The 26,753-nt window shown below is 65.0% G+C and carries 27 protein-coding genes and 1 pseudogene; 23 read left to right on the top strand and 5 right to left on the bottom strand.

What is annotated here, in order from left to right:
• Positions 1-62 precede the first annotated feature (62 nt).
• The gene (locus Q0L30_RS07280) at positions 63-1,622 is read right to left on the bottom strand and encodes a S41 family peptidase (protein ID WP_296653186.1); all 1,560 of its coding nucleotides are present in this window, start codon (positions 1,620-1,622) and stop codon (positions 63-65) included.
• 411 nt (positions 1,623-2,033) lie between these two features.
• Complete coding sequence (gene gpmA, locus Q0L30_RS07275; RefSeq protein ID WP_296653183.1) at positions 2,034-2,780, bottom strand: 2,3-diphosphoglycerate-dependent phosphoglycerate mutase; 747 nt, start codon at positions 2,778-2,780, stop codon at positions 2,034-2,036.
• A 213-nt stretch (positions 2,781-2,993) separates the two neighbouring features.
• On the opposite strand from gpmA, the gene Q0L30_RS07270 reads away from it, so the two are divergent.
• The 5 genes from Q0L30_RS07270 to Q0L30_RS07250 all read left to right on the top strand — a co-directional run bounded on the left by Q0L30_RS07270 (position 2,994) and on the right by Q0L30_RS07250 (position 6,108).
• A complete protein-coding gene (locus Q0L30_RS07270; protein WP_296653181.1) occupies positions 2,994-3,419 on the top strand; it encodes a rhodanese-like domain-containing protein in 426 nt (141 codons plus the stop codon).
• Entirely contained in the window at positions 3,416-3,679 is a 264-nt protein-coding gene (gene grxC / locus Q0L30_RS07265; RefSeq protein ID WP_296653178.1) for a glutaredoxin 3, read from the top strand. The genes Q0L30_RS07270 and grxC overlap by 4 nt, the downstream gene beginning before the upstream one ends.
• Before the next feature lie 269 nt (positions 3,680-3,948).
• The gene (gene secB, locus Q0L30_RS07260; protein WP_293042644.1) at positions 3,949-4,419 is read left to right on the top strand and encodes a protein-export chaperone SecB; all 471 of its coding nucleotides are present in this window, start codon (positions 3,949-3,951) and stop codon (positions 4,417-4,419) included.
• A 27-nt stretch (positions 4,420-4,446) separates the two neighbouring features.
• On the top strand, positions 4,447-5,445 hold the full coding sequence (locus Q0L30_RS07255; protein WP_296653174.1) for an NAD(P)H-dependent glycerol-3-phosphate dehydrogenase: 999 nt from the start codon (positions 4,447-4,449) through the stop codon (positions 5,443-5,445).
• A gap of 120 nt (positions 5,446-5,565) precedes the next feature.
• Complete coding sequence (locus tag Q0L30_RS07250) at positions 5,566-6,108, top strand: O-acetyl-ADP-ribose deacetylase (protein WP_296653169.1); 543 nt, start codon at positions 5,566-5,568, stop codon at positions 6,106-6,108.
• A gap of 19 nt (positions 6,109-6,127) precedes the next feature.
• Here the strand turns inward: Q0L30_RS07250 and trmL are convergent, their stop codons facing one another.
• The gene (gene trmL / locus Q0L30_RS07245; protein WP_296653166.1) at positions 6,128-6,598 is read right to left on the bottom strand and encodes a tRNA (uridine(34)/cytosine(34)/5-carboxymethylaminomethyluridine(34)-2'-O)-methyltransferase TrmL; all 471 of its coding nucleotides are present in this window, start codon (positions 6,596-6,598) and stop codon (positions 6,128-6,130) included.
• Between the two features lie 82 nt (positions 6,599-6,680).
• Positions 6,681-7,490, bottom strand: coding sequence for a ComF family protein (locus Q0L30_RS07240; protein ID WP_296653242.1), 810 nt, complete (start codon positions 7,488-7,490; stop codon positions 6,681-6,683).
• Between the two features lie 85 nt (positions 7,491-7,575).
• On the opposite strand from Q0L30_RS07240, the gene Q0L30_RS07235 reads away from it, so the two are divergent.
• The 8 genes and pseudogenes from Q0L30_RS07235 (at position 7,576) to Q0L30_RS07200 (ending at position 14,925) form a co-directional block, all read left to right on the top strand.
• Entirely contained in the window at positions 7,576-8,541 is a 966-nt protein-coding gene (locus Q0L30_RS07235) for a methyltransferase domain-containing protein (RefSeq protein ID WP_296653164.1), read from the top strand.
• 297 nt (positions 8,542-8,838) lie between these two features.
• Positions 8,839-9,314: pseudogene (locus tag Q0L30_RS07230) on the top strand (DUF2244 domain-containing protein).
• 90 nt (positions 9,315-9,404) lie between these two features.
• On the top strand, positions 9,405-11,084 hold the full coding sequence (gene coxB / locus Q0L30_RS07225; protein ID WP_296653161.1) for a cytochrome c oxidase subunit II: 1,680 nt from the start codon (positions 9,405-9,407) through the stop codon (positions 11,082-11,084).
• A gap of 46 nt (positions 11,085-11,130) precedes the next feature.
• On the top strand, positions 11,131-12,741 hold the full coding sequence (gene ctaD, locus Q0L30_RS07220) for a cytochrome c oxidase subunit I (protein WP_293042666.1): 1,611 nt from the start codon (positions 11,131-11,133) through the stop codon (positions 12,739-12,741).
• A gap of 125 nt (positions 12,742-12,866) precedes the next feature.
• The gene (locus Q0L30_RS07215; RefSeq protein WP_296653240.1) at positions 12,867-13,007 is read left to right on the top strand and encodes a cytochrome oxidase small assembly protein; all 141 of its coding nucleotides are present in this window, start codon (positions 12,867-12,869) and stop codon (positions 13,005-13,007) included.
• A 37-nt stretch (positions 13,008-13,044) separates the two neighbouring features.
• Positions 13,045-13,638, top strand: coding sequence for a cytochrome c oxidase assembly protein (locus tag Q0L30_RS07210; RefSeq protein ID WP_296653153.1), 594 nt, complete (start codon positions 13,045-13,047; stop codon positions 13,636-13,638).
• An 81-nt stretch (positions 13,639-13,719) separates the two neighbouring features.
• A complete protein-coding gene (locus tag Q0L30_RS07205; protein ID WP_296653150.1) occupies positions 13,720-13,944 on the top strand; it encodes a DUF2970 domain-containing protein in 225 nt (74 codons plus the stop codon).
• A gap of 123 nt (positions 13,945-14,067) precedes the next feature.
• Positions 14,068-14,925, top strand: coding sequence for a cytochrome c oxidase subunit 3 (locus tag Q0L30_RS07200; RefSeq protein WP_296653147.1), 858 nt, complete (start codon positions 14,068-14,070; stop codon positions 14,923-14,925).
• Between the two features lie 171 nt (positions 14,926-15,096).
• Here the strand turns inward: Q0L30_RS07200 and Q0L30_RS07195 are convergent, their stop codons facing one another.
• The gene (locus Q0L30_RS07195; protein ID WP_293042704.1) at positions 15,097-15,306 is read right to left on the bottom strand and encodes a twin transmembrane helix small protein; all 210 of its coding nucleotides are present in this window, start codon (positions 15,304-15,306) and stop codon (positions 15,097-15,099) included.
• A 99-nt stretch (positions 15,307-15,405) separates the two neighbouring features.
• Here Q0L30_RS07195 and Q0L30_RS07190 point away from each other — a divergent pair, with 99 nt between their 5' ends.
• The 10 genes from Q0L30_RS07190 to ptsP all read left to right on the top strand — a co-directional run bounded on the left by Q0L30_RS07190 (position 15,406) and on the right by ptsP (position 26,664).
• A complete protein-coding gene (locus tag Q0L30_RS07190) occupies positions 15,406-16,152 on the top strand; it encodes an SURF1 family protein (protein ID WP_296653145.1) in 747 nt (248 codons plus the stop codon).
• 189 nt (positions 16,153-16,341) lie between these two features.
• A complete protein-coding gene (locus Q0L30_RS07185) occupies positions 16,342-16,947 on the top strand; it encodes a cytochrome C oxidase subunit I (RefSeq protein ID WP_296653236.1) in 606 nt (201 codons plus the stop codon).
• Between the two features lie 37 nt (positions 16,948-16,984).
• On the top strand, positions 16,985-18,094 hold the full coding sequence (locus Q0L30_RS07180; protein WP_296653142.1) for a heme A synthase: 1,110 nt from the start codon (positions 16,985-16,987) through the stop codon (positions 18,092-18,094).
• 9 nt (positions 18,095-18,103) lie between these two features.
• Complete coding sequence (gene cyoE / locus Q0L30_RS07175) at positions 18,104-19,009, top strand: heme o synthase (RefSeq protein WP_296653139.1); 906 nt, start codon at positions 18,104-18,106, stop codon at positions 19,007-19,009.
• A 14-nt stretch (positions 19,010-19,023) separates the two neighbouring features.
• Positions 19,024-19,653, top strand: a complete 630-nt coding sequence (locus tag Q0L30_RS07170) for an SCO family protein (protein WP_296653136.1) — start codon at positions 19,024-19,026, stop codon at positions 19,651-19,653.
• A gap of 151 nt (positions 19,654-19,804) precedes the next feature.
• Positions 19,805-20,617, top strand: a complete 813-nt coding sequence (locus Q0L30_RS07165) for a MetQ/NlpA family ABC transporter substrate-binding protein (protein ID WP_296653133.1) — start codon at positions 19,805-19,807, stop codon at positions 20,615-20,617.
• Positions 20,618-21,075: 458 nt separating this feature from the next.
• Positions 21,076-21,810 carry a GntR family transcriptional regulator gene (locus tag Q0L30_RS07160; RefSeq protein ID WP_296653131.1) on the top strand — a complete coding sequence of 245 codons (735 nt, stop codon included), beginning with the start codon at positions 21,076-21,078 and terminating at the stop codon, positions 21,808-21,810.
• Between the two features lie 137 nt (positions 21,811-21,947).
• A complete protein-coding gene (gene nagA / locus Q0L30_RS07155) occupies positions 21,948-23,051 on the top strand; it encodes an N-acetylglucosamine-6-phosphate deacetylase (RefSeq protein WP_296653129.1) in 1,104 nt (367 codons plus the stop codon).
• Complete coding sequence (locus Q0L30_RS07150) at positions 23,044-24,051, top strand: SIS domain-containing protein (protein ID WP_296653234.1); 1,008 nt, start codon at positions 23,044-23,046, stop codon at positions 24,049-24,051. The genes nagA and Q0L30_RS07150 overlap by 8 nt, the downstream gene beginning before the upstream one ends.
• A 12-nt stretch (positions 24,052-24,063) precedes the next feature.
• Positions 24,064-26,664 carry a phosphoenolpyruvate--protein phosphotransferase gene (gene ptsP, locus Q0L30_RS07145; RefSeq protein ID WP_296653127.1) on the top strand — a complete coding sequence of 867 codons (2,601 nt, stop codon included), beginning with the start codon at positions 24,064-24,066 and terminating at the stop codon, positions 26,662-26,664.
• Positions 26,665-26,753: the final 89 nt, after the last annotated feature.

Genomic DNA, 26,753 nt, shown 5'->3' with positions numbered 1-26,753 from the left:
TCGTTCGCCCCTTTGCCGCCGTGTAGCGGCAAAGGGCAAAGGGGCGTGTGCTGCTGAAAACGTTACTTCGACTGAGGAGCCGATGCCGGTGTGTCGCGCGGCACCATGATCAGCGTGGCGGGCTTCACGGAGATCGGCGCGGCCGACGACTGCTCGGGCTTCTGCTGCGCGAGGCGGCGCTCCATGAGCGACTTCGACTCGATGACCGGCTTGCCCTGCAGCTTGTTCAGGGCCTGCTGGAGCATGAAGTCATCCTGCGTGCCGAACTCGACCGGCTTGCGGTCGCGGTCCTTCTGGCGCTGTTCCGGCGTCTTCTTGTCGTTCTGCTCTTCGAGCTGGCGCAGCATGTCCATGCGCTCCTGCTCGCGCAGGTCCTGCTCCTTCTTCTCGTTCGGATCCTGCGTATTTGCGAGGTGGTTCGAGTAGTCGACTTCGCGCGTGACGAGTGCGTCGTCCGGATCGCCTTCGGCGTACTGGTCGACCGGATAGTCAGGACGGATGCCCTTGTTCTGGATCGAGCGGCCGCTCGGCGTGTAGTAGTACGCCGTCGTGAGACGCAGCGCCGTGTCGGCCGTCATCGGACGAACCGTCTGCACCGAACCCTTGCCGAAGGTCGTCTTGCCGACGATCAGCGCGCGCTTCTGGTCCTGCAGCGCGCCGGCCACGATTTCCGATGCCGAGGCCGAATACGCGTTCGTCAGCACGATCATCGGCACGGTCCTGAACTCGGCCGCCTCGTTCTTCAGCGGATCGCCGTCGAACGACGGCAGGCGGTAGTTCTCGTAGGTGTCGCGATAGACCTGCTTGGAGTCCGGAATCTGGCCGTTGGTCGAAACGACGACCGAATCCGGCGGCAGGAACGCGCCCGCGACGCCGACCGCACTTTGCAGCAGGCCGCCGCCATTGTTGCGCAGATCGAGGATGACGCCCTTGAGGTTCGGCTCCTGGCGCGCGATGTCTTGCAGCTTCGCCGCGAGGTCGGGGACCGTGCGCTCCTGGAAGCTCGTGATGCGGATGTAGGCGTAGCCGGGCTGCACGATCTTCGACTTCACGCTCTGCACCTTGATGATGGCGCGCGTGACGGTGAGCGGGAAGGTGCGGTCGTCGGTCTTGCGGAAGATCGTGAGCGTGACCTTGGTGCCCGGCTCGCCGCGCATCTGCTTGACGGCCTGGTCGAGCGTCATGCCGCGCACGGGCTTGTCGTTGATGCGCGTGATGAGGTCGCCCGGACGGATGCCGGCGCGGAACGCGGGCGTGTCCTCGATCGGCGAAATCACCTTGATGAGGCCGTCTTCCGACGAAATCTCGATGCCGAGGCCCGCGAAGCGGCCGCGAGTCTGTTCCTGCAGCTCCTGGTAGTCGGTCTTGTCCAGATACGAGGAGTGCGGATCGAGGCTCGACACCATGCCCTTGATCGCTGCAGTCAGCAGTTTCTTGTCGTCGACCGGCACGACGTACTCATGCTTGATCTGCCCGAACACTTCGGCGAAGAGCCGCAACTGGTCGAGCGGCAGCGGCTCGAGGGAGGTCTGCTGCGCCGAAGCGGAAATCTGCAGCGTCGCAAATACGCCGGTTGCAAGGCCAGCGGCGATCAGGCCGATGTTTTTCAGTTTCTTTCGCATAGGGATTGTTGCGTGCGGTCTAAACGCACGTGACGGCGTCTTATGGAATAGCGATGGGCAAGTATAACTGGACACCTGTCGGGGGAGTGCGACCAGTGCAACACGCGCCGACGATTCCCGGTTCGACAGCGTGCAGTTCATGCGGTTCGCAAGAAACGGTATGACAAACCCTGGCTGAGCCGGAACTGGCGTGAAACTGTCGCGAGACTGGCGGTTCTGCCGGCGAATCAGCCGGAACGCGTCGCGGAGAAGCGGGTCGAATCCGCCCGCCGGGAAGACGGGCGGATTGCCGGGTCGGAAGCGAAAAAACGATTAGAGCCCGGCAAGCGTCCTTCATAAGCCCCGGCAATAACACCTGAAAGCCGGTGAAAGCCGGTGAAAGCGGACAAATAAATGCGGCATGGGCCGCGCTTAACCCGCCTTGCCCTGGCTCGCGACCGCGGCCTGTGCCCTGGCGATCGCTTCGGCGTCGCCGAGGTAGTAATGCGTAATGGGCTTGAGGTTCTCGTCCAGTTCGTAGACGAGCGGCACGCCGTTCGGAATGTTCAGGCCGACGATGTCGTCGTCCGAAATGTTGTCGAGGTACTTCACCAGCGCGCGGATCGAATTGCCGTGGGCGGCGATCAGGATCTGCTTGCCCGACTTGATGGCCGGTGCAATCGACTCGTTCCAGATCGGCAGCACGCGTGCGACGGTGTCTTTCAGGCACTCGGCGAGCGGCAGCTCCTCGCGCCGGACCTTCGCGTAGCGCGGGTCGTTGTACGACGTGCGCGGATCGGCCGGATCGAGTGCGGGCGGCGGCGTGTCGTAGCTGCGGCGCCAGACGAGCACTTGCTCGTCGCCGTACTTCGCAGCGGTTTCGGCCTTGTTCAAGCCGGACAGTGCGCCATAGTGGCGCTCGTTCAGGCGCCACGAATGCACGACCGGCAGGTACATCTGGTCCATTTCGTCCTGAACGAGCCAGAGCGTGCGGATCGCGCGCTTGAGCACCGACGTGTAGGCGATGTCGAACGCATAGCCGGATTCCGTGAGCAGGCGGCCTGCCTGCCGGGCTTCGCGGACGCCCTGTTCGGTGAGGTCGACGTCGACCCAGCCGGTGAATCGGTTTTCCTTGTTCCACGTCGATTCGCCGTGGCGGATGAGCACGAGTTTGTACATGCGGATAAAGGCCGGTAGTGAGGAAGCGGTAAACGGGGACGGGAGACGCGCCGGAACATCCTGCGCAGGCGCATCCGGTACTTCATGCCTGCTTAAGGGGCGCGCAACGTGAGCGACGCGCCAGCGACGCGCCCGTGACAAGCGCTTATTTTATAATGGACAGGTTGCCCAATCTGGATTTCCCTCGATTTCTCTTTCCCCGGCGAATCTTCCGTGACGTTCTTTACCAATTACATCAACCTTGTACTCATCGCGATCGTCCTCATATCCGGAGGGTTGCTCCTGTGGCCGACGCTTTCGCGCGGCGGGCGCCGCGGCGTCTCTGCCGCCGAGGCGACGCAGCTCATCAATCGCCGTAACGCGGTGGTGATCGACCTGCGTTCCGCGGACGACTTCGCGAAGGGACATCTGCCTTCGGCCCGCCAGATTGCGTTCGGCGAGCTGGAAGCCAAGGTGGGCCAGTTCGTGAAGAACAAGAGCAATCCGGTATTGCTGGTCTGCCAGACGGGCCAGCAGTCGCACAAGGCGCTGCGCGTTGTGAAAGATGCCGGTTTTGCCGAAGTCCATGTTCTGGACGGCGGCGTGAACGCCTGGCAGCAGGCCGGCATGCCGGTCGTGAAACAAGGAGGTTCGAAGTGAGCAAGGTGGTCATGTACAGCACCCAGGTGTGCCCGTATTGCCAGATGGCCGAACGTCTTTTAAAGTCGCGCGGCGTCGAACACATCGAGAAGGTGCTGATCGATCTGGAACCGGCCCGTCGCGAGGAAATGATGACCCGCACCGGCCGCCGGACCGTGCCGCAGGTTTTCATCGGCGAGACGCACGTGGGCGGTTACGACGACCTCTCCGCGCTCGATCGCGCCGGCGGCCTGATGCCGCTGCTCGAAAAGGCGGCCTGAACGCAGCCTGAGCGCCGCCGGCCCGCAAGGGCGGCGGGCGCCGCGTGACATTTTTCCGCGTGGTTTTCGCGTGTTCCAGCGGGCATGATGGCCCGCGCGGCCCGTCGTGCCGCGCGGGCTTGCTGCTGTGCAGCGCCGCCCGCCGCGATGACCGCAGCGACGTTCGCTGCGATGTCCACCGTGACGTTCGCAGTGATGTCGTAAAGCACGCTGTACAGGTAGTTTGTAGTTTGCTGCTGCAATCCATTTAATCAGGGAAGCCAATCACCATGTCTGACGAGAACAACCAGCCGTTCTTCAACATCCAGCGCATCTACCTCAAGGACATGTCGCTCGAGCAGCCGAATTCGCCGGCCATCTTCCTTGAGCAGGACATGCCCTCGGTCGAAGTGGAAGTCGACGTCAAGGCCGAGCGCCTCGCCGATTCCGTCTACGAGATCATCGTCACGGGCACGGTCACCGCGAAGGTGAAGGACAAGGTTGCGTTCCTGATCGAAGCAAAGCAGGCTGGCATTTTCGACATCCGCAATATCCCGGAAGAGCAGCTCGACCCGCTCGTCGGCATTGCTTGCCCGACGATCCTGTTCCCGTACCTGCGCTCGAACATCGCCGATGCGATCACGCGTGCCGGCTTCCCGCCGATCCACCTCGCCGAGATCAACTTCCAGGCGCTCTACGAGCAACGCCTGCAGCAGATCGCGCAGCAAGACGGCGCCGCGCAAAGCAACGCCACGCATTGATCCCAGCCACCGGTGCGGAGTAACGCAATGAAAGTCGCCGTGCTCGGCGCCGGAGCGTGGGGTACCGCGCTGGCCGGCCATCTGGCCCGCGCGCATGACACGGTGCTGTGGGCGCGCGACGCCGCGCTCATCGGCGCCCTGCGCAATACGCACGAGAACGCCCGCTATCTCGCGGGTGTCTCGCTGCCGCGCACGCTCCAATACGAAACGGATCTCGCCGCCTCGCTCGACCATGCGTCGGACGAGGCGGCGCTCGTCGTTCTCGCGACACCCGTGGCCGGCTTGCGCGACCTGTTGCGCACGATGCGCGACATGGGCCGCGTGCCCGCGCACTTCGTCTGGCTCTGCAAAGGCTTCGAGGCCGAGACGCAGCAGCTGCCGCATCAGGTCGTGGCGGCCGAGCTGCCCGATCACGGCAGCAACGGCGTGCTCTCGGGACCGAGTTTTGCGCGCGAAGTAGGCGCGGGGCTGCCCGTCGCGTTGACCGTCGCGAGCGCGTCGGCGGCCTGCCGCGAGCGCACGCTCGCCGCATTCCACCACCGCGCGATGCGCATTTACACCGGCGACGACGTGGTGGGCGTCGAGGTCGGCGGCGCGGTCAAGAACGTGCTCGCCATCGCCACCGGTATTTCGGACGGCCTCGGGCTCGGCCTGAATGCGCGGGCCGCGCTCATCACGCGCGGTCTCGCCGAGATGACGCGCCTTGGCGTGACGCTTGGCGGACGCGCGGAAACCTTCACGGGGCTCACGGGCCTCGGCGACCTCATTCTCACCGCCACGGGCGACCTGTCGCGCAACCGCACCGTGGGCATGCAGCTCGCGAGCGGCCGCACGCTCGACGACATTCTGGGCGCGCTCGGCCACGTTGCCGAAGGCGTGCGTTGCGCGCAGGCCGTGCTTGCCATCGCGCGCGAGCACGCTATCGAGATGCCGATCACGCAGGCGGTATGCGCCGTGCTGTTCGACGGCGTCGCGCCGCGCGACGCCGTGAGCGCGCTGCTCAGGCGCGACGCAAAGGCGGAGTAGGGCGCGCGCGTACCGGACAAACCCGGACAAACCCGGACAACCCGGACAACCCGGACAACCCGGACAACCCGGGCGCGCACTGCTCGCAGGCTGGGGGACGTAGAGGACGTGGAGGACGACATGCTCACCATCGGAATCTGCAGGATCGAGTCGCGCGTGGCCGATATCACCACGCTCGACGTCGATGCGATCGTCAACGCGGCGAATACTTCACTGCTTGGCGGCGGCGGCGTGGACGGCGCGATTCACCGCGCTGCCGGGCCGGATCTGCTGCGCGAGTGCGAGACGCTCGGCGGCTGCGCGACCGGCGACGCCAAAATCACCCGCGGCTACCGTCTGCGCGCGCAGCACGTGATTCACACCGTCGGCCCGGTCTGGCACGGCGGCGGGCACGATGAGGCGCGGCTGCTGGCATCGTGCTATCAGCGCACGCTGGCCTGCGCGCGTGCAGCTGACGTGCGCAGCATCGCGTTTCCGGCCATCAGTTGCGGTGTCTACCATTTTCCGGCCGACGATGCCGTCGCCATCGCCACGCAAACGGTGATCGCGGCGCTACCGGATTACCCGGAACTCGAACGGATCATCTTCGCCTGCTTCGACGACGCGATGCACGCGCGTTACCAGCGCGAACTCGGCGTGCGCACGGGCAAACCCAAACCGTGACGCGGCTTCGGTCGCCGCTTTATTCGCCGCCAACGAACCCCGCCTGACGCCACGCTTCGAACACGACCACCGCGACCGTATTCGAGAGGTTGAGGCTGCGGTTGTCGGGGCGCATCGGCAGGCGCACGCGCTGCTCGTTCGGAAAGTGCGCGAGCACCGCGTCGGGCAGCCCGCGCGTCTCCGCGCCGAACACGAACCAGTCGCCCGGCTGGAACGCATGCGCGTGAAAACGCCCTGAGCCGCGCGTCGTGAACGCGAACATACGCGACGGATCGGGTGTTTCGGCGGCGAGGAAGGCGTCCCAGTTGCGGTGGACGTGCATCTGCGCGTACTCGTGATAGTCGAGGCCCGCGCGGCGCATTTTTGCGTCGTCGAGCGGGAAGCCGAGCGGCTCGATCAAATGCAGCCGCGCGCCCGTATTCGCGCACAGGCGAATTACGTTACCGGTGTTCGGCGGGATTTCCGGTTCGACGAGAACGACGTTGAACATGGTGATGAAAGTCGATGAAAAGCAGTTGTCTCTAGCAGTTTTACCTGGCCGTTGCCCCGCGCAGTTGTGTCGATTCAGCCCGTCAATCTTTCGACGTGCGCAGCGCGACGAAATTCGTCACGCGCCGTGCGCCGGCTGTCTTGAGCGTGCGCGCGAGCGCATCGAGCGTGGCGCCGGACGTCATGACGTCGTCGACCACGCCCACGTGCAGGCCGCGCACCGGCCTCGTCAGCGCAAACGCGCGTTCCACGTTGCGTCGGCGCGCATTGCGGTCGAGCCGCGATTGCGCCGCGGTGTGAAGCGCGCGGCGCACGAGCGTCGCGTCTGCACGCGTACCGAGTGCGCGCGCGAGCGGACGCGCGATCTGCCACGCCTGGTTGTAGCCGCGCTCGATCAGCCGTTTGCGCGAGAGCGGCACGGGCACGAGCACGTCGGGACGGTCGGCGGGATCGAGCGCGTCCTCGGCAATCCGCGCGAGTTGCCCGGCAAACGCCGCGCCCGCCGCGAGCTGCGCGCGGAACTTCAGGCCGAGCACCAGCAAGTCGAGCGGCGCACGATAGTCGCCCAACGCGAGCGTGGCGTCGAACGCGGGCGGCGTGTCCACGCATGCGCCGCAACGGTAGCGCGGCTCACGCGTGACGCGTCGTGCCCCCGCGAGCGGCATCGCACACACGGTGCAGCGCAGGCGCGGCTCGTTCCAGCAGAGCGCCGCACAATCGGCACATAGCGTCGTACGCGACAAATTGCCGCACAACGTGCACAGATTGGGCAACGCGAACTGGGTCAGCCGGGGCCACTGCGCCCGTGCGACCTGAGAGACGCGCACGCCGACCCGACGGCTTTGACGGCATGCGCGACGGATGGCGGGCAGTAAAACGGACGACGGCGGCATCGACGGACGGCCCGGGTGCGGACTCGCGAACTGAAAGCCTGGGAGTGAGCGAGTATACTTCGCACACTTCGCCAATACGACCGACATGTCCCTGTCTTCCCCCAGACCCGGCCGTCCGGCCTACGATCCCCGGCATCTGCGGCGGATTTTCGACCGCCGTGCCGCGACCTTCCATGAGGTCGCTTTCCTGCCACGAGAAATCGCTCAGCGCATGCGCGAGCGGCTCGACTACATCAAGATGACGCCTGCGAGCGTGCTCGACGCGGGCTGCGGCCCGGGCGAGGACCTGCCCGGCTTGCGTGAGCGCTTCCCCGAGGCGCCCGTCTTCGGCACCGATCTCTCCTTCGCGATGCTCCAGCGCGCGCTGCGCCACGACGCGGGCGACACGAGCTGGCGGCGTTTCCTGCCGGCCTCGGTGGGGCGCGCGCTCGGCTCGCGCGGTCCGCGCTTCACGCAGGCCGATTTCGCGGAGCTGCCGTTCCCGCATGGCACCTTCGAGCTGCTCTGGTCGAACCTCGCGCTGCACTGGCATCCGCACCCGGACCTCGTGTTCGGCGAATGGCAGCGCGTGCTCAAGGTGAACGGCCTCCTGATGTTCAGCACGCTCGGCCCCGAGACATTCAAGGAGCTGCGCGGCGCCTGGGCCGAAGTCGAGGCCGCGCACGGCGTGCCGACGCGCAAGCACGTGATCGACTTCGTCGACATGCACGATCTGGGCGACATGCTCGTCGAAAACGGCTTCGAGATTCCGGTCATGGACCAGGAGACGCTCACCGTCACCTATCGCTCGGCCGAGAAGCTGCTCGCCGACGTGCGCCGCTGGGGCGCGTATCCGTTCGAGCGCGAGGCCGGCATGGGCTACGCGGCGCGCCGCCTGCACCGCGCGTTCATCGCCGCGCTCGACGCGCGCAAGCGCGACGACGGCACGATCCCGCTGACTTTCGAAGTCATCTATGGGCACGCCTGGAAGGCCGTGCCGCGCACCACCGCGGATGGGCACGGCATCATCCGGCTCGAAGACATCGGCCGCGGTCCGACAAGGAACCGCTGAAGCTACTGAAACCACTGAAGCGATCGCGCGGCCTTTGCCGCGCCCGGGAATCCCGGCTGAACAGCCTTCAAAAGAATCGGTTAAAAGCCCGAAGATCCTTGACTGGCAAGGGTTTGACGGATATCAAGGTTGCCTTGCTGACACAGGTGTTCGCGTTATAATGCGTCAGTTTGTCGCGCAAAGGTGCACCAATTCCAATGCGTGCGGTACCGATGCCTACAGAGTTGTGCGAGGTTGTGCGAGGCGCCGGGCAGCGATAGTCTGAGGTTGTTGCAGTGCTGGGGGCGGGAGACAGCGATGCAGACGTCCGATCTGCTGGCGAGTCCGGAGCCGGTCCTGAAGGACTGGACCATGAAGCGCAACTGCTCGCTCTCCCCCAGGCAATTCATGTGCTTCTATGCTTCTCTGGCATTCGTATCCATCGCAATTGCCGTCCTGCTGTTGATCTACGGTGCCTGGCTGGTGTTGCCGTTCACTGGCTCGATCTGTTGGTGGTGGGGTGCGCCTTTGCCGTCTATGCGCGCCATGCTGTCGATTACGAACGAATCAGGCTGTATCCGAACCGGCTGGTGATCGAACAGGTAAGCGCGGATCTGCGCTCCCAGTTCGAATTCAATCCCCGCTGGGTCCGGGTCGAGCCGGGCGTGATGCTTCGCGATCCGGTGCGTCTCGTGTCCCGCGGCCAGTCGGTCGCTGTCGGGTTGCATTTGCCGCAGTATCGGCGTGCGCAGTTCGCGCGGGAACTGCGCGTGTGGCTCGCGTGCGGCGCCTGAGCGGTGCATTTCATCCCAGGGATTTGCCTGGGTGCCTGGCCGCCGTCCGTGCGCACGATGCGAAACCTTCCTGCGGGGTCGAGGGTTGGAATGGAAAATATGGGTAAGGAAGCGATGAAAACAATCAAGCGAACCCTTTCGGGCGTGCTGGCATCCTGCGGACTCCTGTTCGCTGGCGCGGCCCAAGCGGTGGGCGACAGTCCCGGCGGCCCGCGGGTCAACCAGATCAATCTGCAGCCGCCCGTGACAAAAATCGCGGAGCAACTCTACAACCTCCATACAACGATGCTGATCCTGTGCACCGTGATTTTTGTCGGTGTGTTCGGCGTCATGTTCTATTCGATCTTTGCGCATCGAAAATCGAAGGGCCATCAGGCCGCGCACTTCCACGAAAGCACCACCGTCGAAATCCTCTGGACCGTCGTGCCGTTCGTCATCGTCGTGCTGATGGCGCTGCCCGCGACCAAGGCCGTCGTCGCGATGAAGGACACGTCCAACGCCGACATCACGATCAAGGTCACCGGCTACCAGTGGAAGTGGGGCTACGACTACGTGAAGGGGCAGGGCGAAGGCATCAGCTATCTGTCGACGCTCAGCACGCCGCGTGAGGAAGTGAACGGCCAGATGCCGATCAGCGACACCTATCTGCAGGAAGTCGACAATCCGCTCGTCGTCCCGGTCGACAAGAAGATCCGCATCATCACCACCGCGAACGACGTCGTGCACTCGTGGTACGTGCCCGCCTTCGGCGTGAAGCAGGATGCGATTCCGGGCTTCGTGCGCGACACGTGGTTCAAGGCCATCAAGACCGGCACCTATCGCGGTTTCTGCACGGAACTGTGCGGCAAGGAACACGCGTTCATGCCGGTCGTCGTCGAGGTTCTCTCGCAGGACGACTACGCGAAATGGGTTGAGACGCAGAAGGCGAAGATGGCGTCCGCCGCCGACGATCCCAACCGGACCTACACGCTCGCCGAACTGAAGGAGCGCGGCGAGAAGGTGTACATGTCGAATTGCGCGGTTTGCCACCAGCCGACCGGCAAGGGCGCGGGTGCATTCCCGGCGCTCGACGGCAGCAAGGTCGCGAACGGTCCGGTCGGCGCGCACGTGAGCCTCGTGCTGCACGGCAAGAATGCGATGCCCACGTGGGGGCCGGTGCTCAACGACGTCGAGATCGCTTCGGTCATCACCTTCGAGCGCAATTCGTGGGGTAATCACACAGGCGACATTCTGCAGCCGCGTCAGGTTGCCGATGCGCGCAACGGCAAGCTGCCCGAAGGCGGCGACCATACGGCCGACGCGGGCGCTGCGGGTGCCGGGACTGCGGCGGCGGCCTCGGGCGCGGAGGCTGCGAGCGGCGCGGCGGTGAGCGGCACAAGCGGTGCAAATGGCGCAGGCGGCACAAGCGGTGCAGGCGGCGCCGTCGCGGCATCGGGCGCGGCGCAGGCGAGCGCATCGCTGCCGGCCAGCATCTATTTCGACATCGGCAAGAGCACGCTGCCTGCCGATGCGAAGGACGCGATTGCGGCGGCCGCCGACTACGCGAAGGCTCACCCGGAGGCGAAGTTCACGCTCTCGGGCTACACCGACGCGAGCGGCAACGCCCACGCAAACGAGGAACTCGCAAAGCATCGTGCACAAGCGGTACGCGACGCGCTGAAGGCCGCGGGCATCGCCGACGATCACATCATTCTCAAGAAGCCGGAAACTGTCACTGGTGGCGGCAATGCCAAGGAAGCGCGACGTGTAGAGATCAACGCGGCAGCCTGAGCGGTCGACCCGGTACGCAACGCAGCATTCGATCCAGGAGGAAGTCATGTCTAGTATTGGACACGATGTCGCGGGCCACGGTCACGTTCACGGCGACCATGCGCACGCGACGCCCCACGGCTGGCGACGCTGGCTGTTCGCGACCAACCACAAGGACATCGGGACGCTGTATCTGATCTTCTCGTTCACGATGTTCCTGTCCGGCGGCGTGATGGCGCTCGCCATCCGCTCCGAGCTGTTCGAACCGGGCCTGCAGATCATGCGGCCCGAGTTCTTCAACCAGCTCACCACCATGCACGGCCTCATCATGGTGTTCGGCGCAATCATGCCGGCGTTCGTCGGCTTCGCGAACTGGATGGTGCCGCTGCAGATCGGCGCGTCGGACATGGCGTTCGCGCGCATGAACAACTTCAGCTTCTGGCTCCTGCCTGCCGCCGCGTGTCTGCTCGTCGGTTCGTTTTTCGCGCCGGGCGGCGCGACCGCCGCGGGCTGGACGCTCTACGCGCCGCTCTCGACGCAGATGGGCCCGGGCATGGACTTCGCGATCTTCGCGGTGCACATCATGGGCGCCTCGTCGATCATGGGCAGCATCAACATCATCGTGACGATCCTGAACCTGCGCGCGCCGGGCATGACGCTCATGAAGATGCCGATGTTCGCGTGGACATGGCTCATCACCGCGTACCTGCTGATCGCCGTGATGCCGGTGCTCGCGGGCGCGATCACGATGCTCCTCTTCGATCGCCACTTCGGCACGAGCTTCTTCAATGCGGCGGGCGGCGGCGATCCGGTGATGTACCAGCACATTTTCTGGTTCTTCGGCCATCCCGAGGTCTACATCATGATCCTGCCGGCGTTCGGGATCATCTCGCAGGTGATTCCGGCGTTCGCGCGCAAGCCGCTGTTCGGCTATAGCTCGATGGTCTACGCCACGGCATCGATCGCGATTCTCTCGTTCATGGTCTGGGCGCACCACATGTTCGCGACCGGCATGCCGGTGACGGGCCAACTGTTCTTCATGTACGCCACGATGCTGATCGCCGTGCCGACCGGCGTGAAGGTGTTCAACTGGGTCGCCACGATGTGGCGCGGCTCGCTCAGCTTCGAAACGCCGATGCTGTTCGCGATCGGCTTCCTGCTCGTGTTCACGTTCGGCGGCCTCTCGGGCCTCATGCTGGCGATGGCGCCGCTCGACATCCAGTATCACGGCACCTACTTCGTCGTCGCGCACTTCCACTACGTGCTGGTGGCGGGATCGCTCTTCGCGCTCTTCTCCGGGTGGTACTACTGGTCGCCAAAATGGACCGGCTGGATGTACAACGAAACGCGCGGCAAGATCCATTTCTGGTGCTCGCTGATCTTCTTCAACCTCGCGTTCCTGCCGATGCACTTCGTCGGCCTCGCCGGGATGCCGCGCCGCTATGCGGACTATCCGGCGCAGTTCACCGACTGGAACCAGGTGATCACGATCGGCGCATTCGGTTTCGGGCTTTCCCAGGTGTATTTCCTGTTCGCGGTGGTGCTGCCCGCCTATCGCGGCGGCGGCGAGCTGGAACCGGCGCCGGATAAGCCGTGGGACGGCGCAACGGGCCTCGAATGGACCGTGCCGAGCCCGGCTCCGTTTCACACGTTCGAGAATCCGCCGACGGTCGAGTAATCCGTCAACGGGCAATGCCCGAACACCCGGCTGTGTACGCGCGGCGAGCGCAGCCGGGGAAGAACAACAGGAAGCGTCGAAAAGAAAACAACGCGGCGCCATTTGCAGCGAGCAGTCAAACACGCATGAACCGGAATTCACAAAAAAGGCGAACGCCCGGGCAAATCCGCGCGGGCAATCTGCGACTCGGCCTGATCCTGCTCGCCGTCGTCGTCGTCTTTTTTGTGAGCGCCATCGTCAAGCAGGTGTACTTCGGCGGCCATTGAGCCGGTGCGTCCTGCGAGGAACGTAAGAGGTAGTCCGATGCCCACGCAACCAACGCGCAGCGACCGCGCCTTCAACCGTTCGATGCTCATCAAGCTCGTGATCGTGGCGATCCTGATGTTTGGCTTCGGCTTCGCGCTCGTGCCGATGTATCGGGCGATCTGCCAGATCACGGGCGTCAACAACCTCGTGCAGCGCGACGCCACCGAGCGCGACGCGCGCAACATGCAGGTGGACACGACGCGCACGGTATCGGTCGAGTTCGACGCGAACGCGCACGGGTTGCTCGCCTTCAAGCCGGAGCAGTCGAACCTCGACGTGCATCCGGGCGAAGTGATGACCGTGATGTACGACTTGTCGAATAACGAAGGGCGCACGGTGAACGCACAGGCGATCCCGAGCTACGCACCGAAGCAGGCGACCGAGTACTTCCGCAAGATCGAGTGCTTTTGCTTCACGCAGCAGACGCTGAAGGCGGGCGAATCGCGGCGCATGCCGGTGGTGTTCGTGATCGATCCGAAATTGCCAAAAGACGTGAAGACGATCACGCTGTCGTATACGTTCTTCGAATTGAATACGCCGACGGCGGCGAACACGCCGCCAGCGGCACAGAGAACCGGTGCCGGCACGTAAGGCAGGCAGGGCGATGTTCACGGTGCAACACGGTACAACGCGGCACAACACGGCATAACACGGCGTATGGAGACGACGCCCATGAACGGCGGTACGAACGGAGATGGCGGCGCAGGGAAGAAGAAGAGCGGCGCGCTGCAGCTTTTCAAGGCGGTTGCGTGGTCGTTCATGGGCGTGCGCAAGCGTGCGGATCTCGAGTCCGACGCGGCGCAGCTTCACCCGCTCGCGCTGATCATTGCCGGGATCCTCGGCGCGGCTATCTTCGTCGGTGTGCTGCTGCTGGTCGTGCACGCCGTGGCGGGGTAGCGAGCGAAGACGCCCGACGTCGCCCGACGTTGCCTGATGTTGCGCACTGCAGGCCGCACGAAGGCATGGCGAAGACAGAAAGCCGGAATATTTACGGAGCAACTGGAAATTGGAGAATCAGGTATGAGCGGCCAAAACGATAGCCCGTACTACTTCATTCCGCACCCGTCGCGGCATCCGATCAGCGCGTCCATCGGCCTTCTCGTCATGCTCGCGTCGCTCGCCTCGTGGATCAACGGCGAGTCCTGGGGGCCGATCGGAGTGGCGATTGGCCTGCTCTGGGTGCTCTTCACGCTGTGGCACTGGTTCGGCGACGCCATCGCCGAATCGGAAGGCGGCATGTACGGCAAGCGCGTCGACGCGTCGTACCGCTGGAGCATGAGCTGGTTCATTTTTTCCGAGGTGATGTTCTTCGGCGCATTCTTCGGCGCGCTCTTCTACGCGCGCGCGATTGCGCTGCATCAGCTCGGCAGCCTCGACTACAAACTGATCTGGCCGGACTTCACGGCCGTGTGGCCGAACACGGGACCGGGCGAGCTGGTCTCGCAGTTCCGCTCGATGACGCCGTGGCCGGTGCCGACGATCAACACGGCGCTGCTGCTCTCGTCGGGCGCGACGCTCACCGTCGCGCACCACGCGCTGCGCGAGAATCATCGCACCAAGGCCATCGCCTGGCTCGCCGGGACGATCGTGCTGGGCTTGAGCTTCCTCTGCCTGCAGGCATTCGAATACATTCACGCCTACACCGAATTGAATCTCACGCTGGCGTCGGGCATTTATGGCTCGACGTTCTTCCTGCTGACCGGCTTCCACGGCTTTCACGTGTTTCTCGGCGGCACGATGCTGACTGTGGTGATGATCCGGCTGATTCGCGGCCACTTCACGTCCGAGCATCACTTCGCATTCGAAGGCGCGGCGTGGTATTGGCACTTCGTCGACGTCGTGTGGCTCGGCCTGTACATCGTCGTGTACTGGCTGTAGAGGCTATAGACGAAAGCGACGCTACGCATGGCGCGGATGATGAATCCGCGCCATGCGTGAAGCCGAATAAGAGTAGAAGAACCTGATGACGCGCCGCGGCCGACTTTGTCGGCGCGGCGTTTTGTCTTTGTGGGCCACACATGCACGCGCGCGTGCGCGATATGGGCGATCCTAGCGGCCGTACGGAATGCCGGTTGACTGGATCCAGCCCATCCAGTGCGCGAAAAGGATGAAGAGGAAGAGTGAGATGGAGAGCCCGACGCGCGTCGCGAGCGACCAGACCATCCTTTTGGTGCGACCGCGGTCGTGCATCATGAAGTAAAGTGCGCTGATCAAGCTCGCAATGATCAATGCAAACGCAATAGGAACGAGGATGTGCATGAAGTTCACGGAATCCGCCATGCCTGAAAGCTATGGCTTCATTATGTCACCGTGCGCTGGCGGACGGCGGCCGATCGATTTTGGCGAGGAACGTGCGCGATGAAGATCCGACTCGTTCCCGTATTGCTGATTATGTTCGTCATGGCCGTGACGATCCGGCTCGGCTTCTGGCAGCGCGATCGCGCGCATCAGAAGGAAGCACTGCAAGCGCACATCGAAAGCAACGAATCGGCGCCGCCGCTCGCCGTGGGCGCAACGCCGCTGCCGCTCAAGCAAGTCGAATTCCACCGGATGCGCGCGACCGGCACGTTCATGCCCGAGCTCACCGTGTACCTCGACAACCGGCCGTACAACGACCAGCCGGGCTTTTACGTCGTGATGCCGCTCAAGCTGCAGGACGGGGGCTACGTGCTCGTGAACCGGGGCTGGCTGCCGCGCAACTATGAAGATCGCACTGTGATCGCGCCCTTCAACACGCCTTCCGGACCGGTCCAGGTGGAGGGCATCGCGCGCGCGGATGCCACACGCGCCTATGATTTGGGAGCGGAAGACTCTGCGCTGCATCAAAAGATACGGCAAAATCTCGACGTTACATCGTACGCGACGGAAATCGGACTGCCGCTTCAGCCGTTCGTAATCCAGCAGACAGCCTTTGTGCCAGCGGCGAAAGACGGTCTCGTGCGCGATTGGCCGCAGCCGAATTTCGACGTCGACCGCAACTATGGCTACATGCTTCAGTGGTGGGGAATGGCTGCCGCAGCGCTTGTTTTTGGCCTTTATGCGGGCCGTCGCGCTGCGACAAAAGCGCGCAGCGCGGGTAGCGATCAGACCGCGAAGGGGACCTGACGATTCGTCGGAATGGTGATTCGCGCTGCTGATATCGCGTGGCGCGGATTGCACGGGCCGACCAGGAAAATACGCGCTGCGTTCGTAACACATCAACAAAAGGAAGAGGTTCGAGCAGTGTCGACACAAACCCCCCGTTCGCCACAGGCTGGCAGCGACGCCGCGCCCCTTCGCGCGGCGGGCTCGCCCGTGCGCCCGGACGGCGCTGCGGCGAGCGCGCGGCGGGGGAGCCGCTGGACGTTTTGGCTGATCGCGCTGATCTGCGCGGCGCCCATTGCGATCTCGTACTTCGCGTATTACGTGATCAAGCCGAAGGGCGGCACGACGAGCTACGGCACGCTTATCGAGCCGCAGCGCCCGATTCCCGACGCGCTGACCGTGACCGGCGACGACGGCCAGACGGTCCCGCTCGCATCACTGCGCGGGCACTGGCTGATGATTTCGGTCGATGGCGGCGCGTGTGGCGAGCCGTGCGCGACCAAGCTTTATTTCATGCGCCAGGTGCGCGCGACGCAGGGCGCGGAGCGCGAGCGCGTCGAGACGCTCTGGCTGCGCACCGACGACGCACCGGTCGCGCAGGTGCTGAAAACCGCGTACCCGGATACGCGCATGCTGCGCGCCGATCCGGCGGCGCTTGCGCAATGGCTGCCCGCTGCGCAAGCGATGAAGGACACCGATCACATCTACCTCGTCGATCCGAACGGCAATCTGATGATGCGTTTTCCGGCGCACCCGGATCCGTCGAAGATCAAGGGCGACGTGACGAAACTGCTGAAGTGGTCGCGCATTGGATAAGGCGCGGCGCACGCTTTTAACGCTGACAAGGTAAGGAATGTTCATACTGGAGCTGGGTCTGATCGGTCTTTGCATCGCGCTGCTGCCGCTCTCCTGGGTGTGGGTGAAAGCCGACGACAACAAGTTCCGCAAGCTCGTTTGGGTGACGACGTTCATGACGCTCGACCTCGTGATGTTCGGCGGATTCACGCGGCTCACCGACTCCGGCCTCGGCTGCCCGGACTGGCCGGGATGCTACGGCACGTCGTCGCCGTTCATCGCGCATGCGCAGATTGCCGCCGCGTATGCGGCGATGCCCACCGGCCCGGTCAGCCTCTCGAAGGCGTGGATCGAGATGATCCACCGTTATTTCGCGATGTCGATCGGCGTGCTGATCATTGCGCAGACGGCGATTGCCTGGCGCGCGCGCATCAAGCGCCTGCCCCTCTCGGTTTCGCCCTGGTGGCCGACGGCGCTGCTCGGGCTGATACTCGTGCAGGGCATCTTCGGCGCATGGACCGTCACGATGAAGCTGCAGCCGATTATCGTCACCACGCACCTGTTGCTCGGGCTCGCGCTGCTCGGCACGCTCGGCTGGCTCGCGGCGCGCATCACGCCGTTGCCGGCCTACGAACCCGAGACGGGCAACTGGCGCGCGGCGGCGCTCGCGGCGCTCGCGCTGCTCGTGGCGCAGATCGCGCTCGGCGGCTGGGTGAGTACGAACTACGCGGTGCTCGCCTGCACGGATTTCCCGACCTGCAACGGCGCGTGGATTCCGCCGATGGATTTCCATCACGGTTTCCATCTGTGGCGCGCACTCGGCATGGACGGCAACGGCGACGTCATCACCCAGGATGCGCTCGTTGCAATCCACTGGACTCACCGGACGTTCGCATTCGTGGTGATCGCTTATCTGGTATGGTTAGCTTTCAGGTTGAGACGCTTCGAATCGCTACGGCGTCCTGCAAATTGGGTTCTTGTCGTAGTCCTGATTCAGTTTTTGACGGGGCTGTCGAACATCGTGCTGCAATGGCCGCTTGCCATCGCAGTGGCGCATAACGGCGGGGCGGCGATCATGCTGCTTCTTGTCGTCATGCTAAACTTTCGAATCGCTTACAGCCGCTCCGGCCGCGCCGTTTTGTCAGCGCGCGACGCCGCACCGGCCTAATCCGCCCATATGGAAAGCACAACCTTCTCCCACACGCCCGGCAGCCGGATCTCGCAATACGTCGCGCTCACGAAGCCGCGCGTGACCCAGCTTGCGGTGTTCTGCGCCGTGATCGGCATGTTCCTCGCCGTGCCTGGCATGGTGCCCTGGAAAGTGCTGATCGGCGGCACGATCGGTATCTGGCTCACGGCCGGTGCTGCATTCGCCATCAACTGTCTTGTCGAACAGAAAGTCGACGCGATGATGCGCCGGACTGCCTGGCGTCCCTCGGCGCGCGGCGAGATTTCGAGCGCGCAGATCCTGCTGTTCTCGGCCGTGCTCGGCGCCATCGGCATGTGGACGCTCTACACGTTCACGAATGCCCTCACGATGTGGCTCACGTTCGGTACGTTCGTCGGCTACGCGATCATCTATACGCTGCTGCTCAAGCCGGCCACGCCGCAGAACATCGTGATCGGCGGCGCTTCGGGCGCCATGCCGCCTGCGCTTGGCTGGGCGGCCGTCACCGGCCACGTGCCCGGCGACGCCTGGATTCTCGTGCTGATCATCTTCGTGTGGACGCCGCCGCACTTCTGGTCGCTCGCTCTCTACCGCCGCAAGGACTACGAAAACGCGGGCCTGCCGATGCTGCCCAACACGCACGGCGAAGCCTATACGCGCCTGCATATCCTGCTCTACACGGTGATCCTGTTCGCGGTCACGCTCATGCCGTTCATCTCGGGCATGAGCGGTGTGCTGTATCTCACGGTGGCGGTGCTGCTCGGCATGGCGTTCCTCGCCTACGCGTGGCGAATCTACCGCGAGTATTCGGATGCACTCGCACGGAAGACTTTCCGCTATTCGATCGTTTATCTCTCAGTGCTCTTTGCAGCGCTGCTCGTCGACCACTACGTTCGCGTTCTGATAGGGGCGTGACAGCAATCAGGCTCATGATCCGTAATAAATTCACGCGCTTCGGGCGCACCTCGCTCGTGGCGCTCGCCACGGTTTGCGCCCTCGGCGCCGGCGTAATGACCGCGGGGTGCGGTCAGCAGGCGCCCTCGTTCACGAACCTCGACATCACCGGCAATACGCAGTTCGGCAAGGATTTTTCGCTGCCGGACTCGGGCGGCACCATGCGCTCGCTCGCCGACTACAAGGGCAAGGTTGTCGTGCTGCTGTTCGGTTATACGCATTGCCCGGACGTCTGCCCGACCACCCTGGCCGAACTTTCGCAGGCGCTCCAGCAACTCGGGCCGGATGCCGCGAAGCGCGTTCAGGTGCTGTTCGTCACCGTCGATCCTGAGCGCGATTCGGCCGAGCTTCTCGGCCAATACGTGAGCGCGTTCAACCCGACCTTCGTCGGCCTGCACCCCGCCAACGACGACCAGCTCAAGCAGATCGCGAGGGACTTCCGCGTGTACTACGCGAAGGTGCCGGGCGCAACGCCTGGCAGCTACACGATGGACCACACAGCTGCGGGCTACGTGTTCGACTCGACCGGCAAGCTGCGGCTTTTCGCTCGCGACGCGCAGGGCGCGACGCCCTGGGTTCACGACCTGAAGCTGCTGCTCGACTAGGCGCCCGGACTACATCGCCGGAAATATCGGTATGTGATTTCGGTATTTCACGTACCGGGCCTCCTGTGAGACCATTTGGACCCGCTGGCGGAGCGCATTCAATGCGGTTCTGGCTGGCCACATTGAAATAACAAGCAGGAATACTTTCTCCATGCAGCGCAGAATTCTGATCAAGACCCTCCTCGCCGGCTTTGCCGCCACCACGCTCGCCACCAGCTTCAGCGCCCACGCCGACGACCAGACCATCAAGGTCGGCACCGTCGCCGGTCCGGACGCGCAAGTCTGGAACGTCGTCCAGAAGGTCGCGAAGCGCGAAGGCCTGAACGTCAAGGTCGTCGAGTTCAACGACTACGTCCAGCCGAACGCCGCGCTCGACGCGGGCGACCTCGACGCCAACAGCTTCCAGCACCAGCCGTACCTCGACAGCCAGGTCAAGCAGCGCGGCTACAAGATCATGACCGCGGGCCTGACCTACATCTCGCCGATGGGCGCGTATTCGAAGAAGCTGAAGTCGCTGAACGATCTGCCGCAAGGCGCGAAGGTCGCGGTGCCGAACGACCCGTCGAACGAGAACCGCGCGCTGCTGCTGCTGCAGAACAAAGGCGTGATCAAGCTGCGCGCGGGTGCAGGCGCGAACGGCAACAACGCGACGCCGCTCGACGTCGCAGCGAATCCGAAGAAGGTGAAGCTCGTCGAACTCGACGCCGCGCAACTGCCGCGCGCGCTCGGCGACGTGGATGCCGCCGTCATCAACACGAACTACGCGCTCGCCGCGGGCATGCAGCCGACCAAAGACGCGATCGCGCTGGAAGACATCCGCAGCCCGTACGCGAACGTGATCGCCGTGCGTATTCAGGACAAGGACAAGCCCTGGGTGAAGAAGCTGGTCGCGGCCTACCAGTCGGAAGACGTGCGCCAGTTCATCAAGAACGAGTTCAAGGGTTCGATGGTTCCGTCGTTCTGATTGGGATCTCTGCAGTACCTCTGCGTGCAGCTTGTTGCTGTACGCAGTGCTCGTAAAGAACCGCGGCTCGTGCCGCGGTTTTTTTTGTCCGGCGCGTAGACACCTGCCGGATGCCCGGAAGCGGGTGTGTCGAGCGCTCGCCTGGCGATTCTGTAGGGATATTAGTCGGATCCTTCCGATAACACCAATACCAGACCATTCTGGTCTTGTTATGGTCCTACTCAACTCCCCTTTTTGGACCTAACTAGGGGAAAGTCCCAATGTGCCAAGTCGTCGCGTGAGAGCCGGTAAACACCTTATATGTAATTGATTTAAATGATTTTTATAGGGTTGATAGAGGCTCGGCGCCATCCTGTTGACTGGTTTTATGCTGGTTATATAATGGGCTCGCCCTAGAGCCCGGATACGCGCATCCCGCGCGCGGACGCCCCCACGATCTCCCCACTGGCTGGAATCCCATGGAAACCCGTTGGTCTGCCCTGATGCCCGACGCGCGCAATGTGACGCCGCTCTATCTGCAGCTTGCGCGCAACCTTGCCACGGCGATTCATTGCGGCGTGTGGTCGGCTGGCGAGGCGCTGCCGTCGGAGCGCTCGCTTTCCGATGCCATTGGCGTCTCGCGCATCACCGCACGCAAGGCGATCGAACTGCTCGTGGAGCAGGGACTGATCCGGCGCGCGCGCGGCGCGGGCAGCTTCATCACGCCGCGGGTCGAAGATCCGCTGTCGCGTCTGACCGGTTTCACGAAAAAGATGGAGCAGCGCGGCTTCACGCCGGATTCGGTGTGGCTCGCGCGCGAAGTGCGCCCCGCGCACCGCGAGGAGATCGTGCAGCTGGGTCTCTCGCCGGGCGCGTCGGTGACGAGCCTGCGCAGGCTGCGCCGCGCCGACGGCATCGTGATGGCCGTCGAGCATTCGGCGCTGCCGGTTTCGATCGTGCCGGACCCGAAGGCCGTCGACACGTCGCTCTACGCGTTTCTGGAGCAGTGCGGCGCGCCGGTCGTGCGCGCGCTGCAGCACTTTCGCGCGGTCAATGCGACGGGCGAGATCGCGGCGCTGATGGGCGTCGAGCCGCGCGCGGCGCTGCTCGTCATCACCCGCGTGGGCTTTTCGGCCGACCAGCGCGCGATCGAATTGACGGACACGTATTGCCGCGATGGCTACTACGACTTCGTTGCGGAGCTGCGCCAATGAACCCCTGCGCCCGCGCGAGTGGACGTGCAGCGCCACTGGACGAATTACGCATGCGAGCCCCGAACACGACGCCTCGTGCCGCGTCGCAACCGATCGGAATCCGGAACAGATTCTGAAAGACATTCAGGAAGACATTCATGCTGAGCGGAAACATACTCACCCCTGAAGGCTGGATCTACGGCACGCTGTCGTTCGAGAACGGGCGTATCACGTCGATCAGCGGCAATGCGGCCGATCCGGCGACGAACGACGCGCCGTACATCCTGCCGGGCTTTATCGATCTACACGTTCACGGCGGCGGCGGAGCCGACGTGATGGAGGCGGGCGACGCCATCGAAACCATCACGCGCACGCACGCGCGCTTCGGCACGACGAGCCTGCTCGCGACCACGATGACCGCGCCGCGCGACGAACTCATGAACGTCGTGACGGGTCTCGGCGATGTCGCGCGCACGCGCACGCCGGGCGGTTCGCGCGTGCTCGGCGTGCACCTGGAAGGGCCGTACATCAACCCGGGCAAGCTGGGCGCGCAGCCGGACGCGGCGGTATCGGCGGTGCTCGCCGAAGTGCTCAAATACCTGTCGATCGCGCCGATCCGCGTCGTGACCGTCGCGCCGGAAATCGCGGGCCACATCGAGATCATTTCGGAGATGGCGGCGCGCGGCGTGCGCGTGCAGCTCGGCCACTCGCTCGCGACCTACGACGACGGCGTCGCCGCCCTCAAGCACGGCGCGCGCGGCTTCACCCACCTGTTCAACGCGATGTCGCCGCTCCATCACCGCAATCCGGGTCTCGTCGGCGCGGCGCTCGCCCATGCCGAATACGCGGAGATCATCCCCGATCTGCTGCACGTCCATCCCGGCGCGATCCGCGCCGCGATGCGTGCGATTCCGCGCCTCTACGTGGTTACCGACAGCACGTCGGCGACCGGCATGCCCGACGGCGAATACCGTCTTGGCAGCCAGCACGTGACCAAGTGCCTCGGCGGCGTGCGTCTTGCCGACGGCACGCTCGCGGGCAGCACGCTGACCATGGATCAGGCGCTGCGCAACCTCGTTTCGCTCGGCTTCCCGATCGCCGATGTTTCGATGCGTCTGTCGCGCTACGCGGCCGACTATCTCGGCATCGAGGATCGCGGACGCCTCGCGCGCGGCGCATGGGCCGACGTTGTCGTGTTCGACCGCGAACTGGCTCTCGCCGCAACCTATGTCGAAGGAGAATCGATTGTCGAATATGCTTAAGGAAGCGCTGGCCTCGTCCAGCATCGTCGCCATGCAGCTCGCGGACACTTCGCGTGTCGAGGCGCTGGCGCGAGCGCTCGATGCCGAGCCGCGTCAGGTGGCGCTCACCGTCGCGCGCGGCAGCTCGGATCACGCGGCAAGCTATTTCGCCGCGCTCACGATGAGCCGCATCGGCGTGCCGGTCGCCTCGATTCCGATGTCGATTGCCACGCTTCAGCAGGCGCCGCTACGCGTACGCGGCCAGTTTGCTCTTGCTTTTTCCCAATCAGGCAGGAGTCCTGATCTTGTCGAGACGATGCGCGTGCTGCACGAAGCGGGCGCGCTGACGGCGGCTGCGGTCAACGTGCCGGGTTCGCCGCTTGCCGAAGCCGCCGGCATCGAGCTGCCGCTCCAGGCCGGTGCGGAGCTGAGCGTCGCGGCCACGAAGAGCTATATCGCGATGCTGTCGCTTTCGGCGCAACTCGTGGCGTTCTGGCAGCGCGATGCGGCATTCGTCGACGCGCTGCGCGCGCTGCCCGATGCGCTCGAGCGCGCGGGCAAGCTCGACTGGTCGAAGGCCGTGGACGAACTGCGCGACGTGTCGCAGATGATCGTGATCGGCCGCGGCGCGGGCCTCGCCATCGCACAGGAAGCGGCGCTCAAGCTCAAGGAGACCTCGGGTATCCAGGCCGAGGCGTTTTCGAGCGCTGAGGTGCGTCACGGTCCGATGGAGCTGATCGACCGCGACTATCCGCTGCTCGTGTTCGCACCGCGCGGACCGGAGCAGGCGGGCCTGATCGGCCTCGCGCGCGACATGACGAAGCGCGGTGCGCGCGTGCTGCTCGCCGCACCCGCCGACGTGCCGGACGCGACGCTGCCGCTCGCGACCACCGCCGATCCGGCACTCGATCCGGTCGCCGCGATTCTTTCGTTCTACGTGATGGCGGCAGGCCTTGCCGCCGCGCGCGGTCGCAACCCCGACGAGCCGCGCTACCTGAACAAAGTCACCGAAACACACTAGATTGGAAAACTGATGGAGCGCATCCTGGAGTCCCGTCTGATGAATCCCGTTGAACCCGCCGCGGGCGACGTTGTGCTTGTCTCGCCCCTCACCGGGCCGGTCGTGCCGCTTGCCGAAGTGCCCGATCCGGTGTTTTCGGAAGGCCTGTTCGGCGATGGGATCGGCATCGATCCGCTCGTCGGGCGGCTCGTCGCACCCTGCGACGGCATCGTCATGCACCTCGCGCGCACCGGTCACGCCGTCACGCTGCAAACCGCAGAGGGCGCGCAGGTGCTCGTGCACATCGGCATCGATACGGTCGAACTGCACGGCAACGGCTTCAAGCCGAAGGTCGCACAGGGCGCGCAGGTGCATCGCGGCGATCTGTTGATCGAATTCGATCTCGATGTCGTCGCGTGTGAGGCGCGAAGTCTCGTTTCGGTCGTGGCGATCGCGAACTCCGAAGCGTTCGACGTGATTTCGCGTGCGCCGGCGGGCAACGTGGAAGCGGGCGTGACGCCGCTGCTCGTGCTGCGCCCGCGCGCCAGCGCCGAGTCGGCAGCGGACGGCGCGTGGCCGGTCGTCACGGAAGCGCGCAAGAGCGTGACGCTCGCCCATGCGGGGGGCCTGCACGCACGGCCCGCCGCGCGGGCGCGCCAGGCTGTACGCCCGTTCGATGCGCGCGTGGAAGTGCGCTTTGGCGAGCGCAAGGCCGCCATCGAGAGCGTGGTCGGCCTCCTCGCGCTCGGCGCAGGCGAAGGCGCGACCATCGAAGTGGTCGGCATGGGCCACGACGCACAGCAGGCCGTCGACGCGGTCGTCAACGAACTCACGCGCGAAGCGCCGGGCGAGACCGGCGAGGCGCCCGCGCGGCAACTCTCGCCTGCGCCGCGCGCGGCTGCCAGCGCACCGCCCGCGACGGCCGCGAGCGCCGGTGCACGTACGCTCGTCGGCGTGTGCGCGGCGCCGGGCGTGGCGGTCGGCACGCTCGTGCACTGGGGCAACGCGGAAATCGTGCCGCCCGAACTGGCGAGCGGCAGCCTCTCGACCGAGAGCCGCGCGCTCGACAAGGCCATCGCCGCCGTCGACGCCGAACTGAACAGCGCAGTGCGCGCCGCCTCGCAGCGCGGCGCCATCGGCGAAGCGGGCATTTTCACGATGCATCGTGTGCTGCTCGAGGATCCGACACTCGTCGATGCCGCACGCGACCTGATCAGCCTCGGCAAGAGCGCGGGCTTCGCGTGGCGCGAAGCGATCCGCGCGCAGATCGCGGTGCTCGGCAAGGTTGAAGATCCGCTGCTCGCCGAGCGTGCCGCCGACCTGCGCGACCTCGAAAAGCGCGTGCTGCGCTTGCTCGGTTACGCGAACACGGCTGCTCGCACGCTGCCCGACGAAGCCGTGCTCGCCGCCGACGAATTCACGCCGTCCGACCTTGCAACGCTCGACCGTAAGCGCGTCACGGCGCTGGTCATGGCGCGCGGCGGCGCGACGTCGCACGCAGCGATTATCGCGCGCCAGGCGGGCATTGCCGCGCTCGTCGCGGTGGGCGATGCGCTGCACACGATTCCGGACGGTACGCAGGTTGTCGTGAACGCGGGCGAGGGCCAGCTTGCCTACGCGCCGAGCGAACTCGACATCGAGCATGCGCGCAACGAGCGCCAGCGCCTCGAAGGCGTGCGCGAGGCCAACCGGCGCACGTCGCAGGAGGCGGCGACGACGCGCGACGGCCGGGCGATCGAGGTGGCGGCGAATATCGCGACGCTCGACGACGCCAACGCCGCCGTCGACAACGGCGCGGACGGCGTGGGCCTGTTGCGCACCGAGCTGATGTTCATCCATCGCCAGGCGGCGCCGAGCGTCGAAGAGCATCGCCAGAGCTATCAGGCGATTGCCGATGCGCTCGCCGGGCGCACGGCGATCATCCGCACGCTCGACGTGGGCGCGGACAAGGAAGTCGATTACCTGACGCTGCCGCCCGAGCAGAATCCCGCGCTGGGCCTGCGCGGCATCCGTCTCGCGCAGGTGCGCCCCGATCTGCTCGACGACCAGTTGCGCGGCCTCGTTGCCGTGCGGCCGGCGGGTGCGGTGCGCATCCTGTTGCCGATGGTTACCGATGTCGGCGAACTCGTGCGCCTGCGCGCGCGCATCGACACCTTCGCGCGCGAGCTGGGCCGCACGGAGCCGATCGAGGTGGGCGTGATGATCGAGGTGCCGTCGGCGGCGCTGCTGGCCGATCAGCTCGCGCAGCACGCGGATTTCTTCTCGATCGGCACGAACGACCTCACCCAGTACACGCTCGCGATGGACCGCTGCCAGCCCGATCTCGCGGCCCAGGCAGACGGCCTGCACCCGGCCGTGCTGCGTCTCGTCGCGGCGGCGGTGCAGGGCGCGGAAAAGCACGGCAAGTGGGTTGGCGTCTGCGGTGCGCTGGCGGGCGATCCGCTTGCCGTGCCGCTGCTCGTCGGGCTCGGCGTGACGGAGCTGTCCGTCGATCCGGTGTCCGTGCCCGCGATCAAGGCGCGCGTGCGCAACCTCGACTGGCAGCAGTGCCGACAGCGTGCGCAGGATGCGCTCGCGCTCGAATCGGCGCAGGCCGTGCGCGCGTTGAGCACCAACGTCTGGCCGCTCGACTAACCGGCCATACCACCGTTACCACCCTTACCACCAACCCGTCAGCGCGCACGGTGTGCCGTACGCGCTGACGACTCGCAACCCCAACCGAC

Origin of the sequence: Paraburkholderia sp. (assembly GCF_024281035.1) — a bacterium.
Taxonomy (GTDB): domain Bacteria; phylum Pseudomonadota; class Gammaproteobacteria; order Burkholderiales; family Burkholderiaceae; genus Paraburkholderia.
Note: the sequence above shows the minus strand (reverse complement) of the source record. Positions and strands in the feature narration are given on the sequence as shown.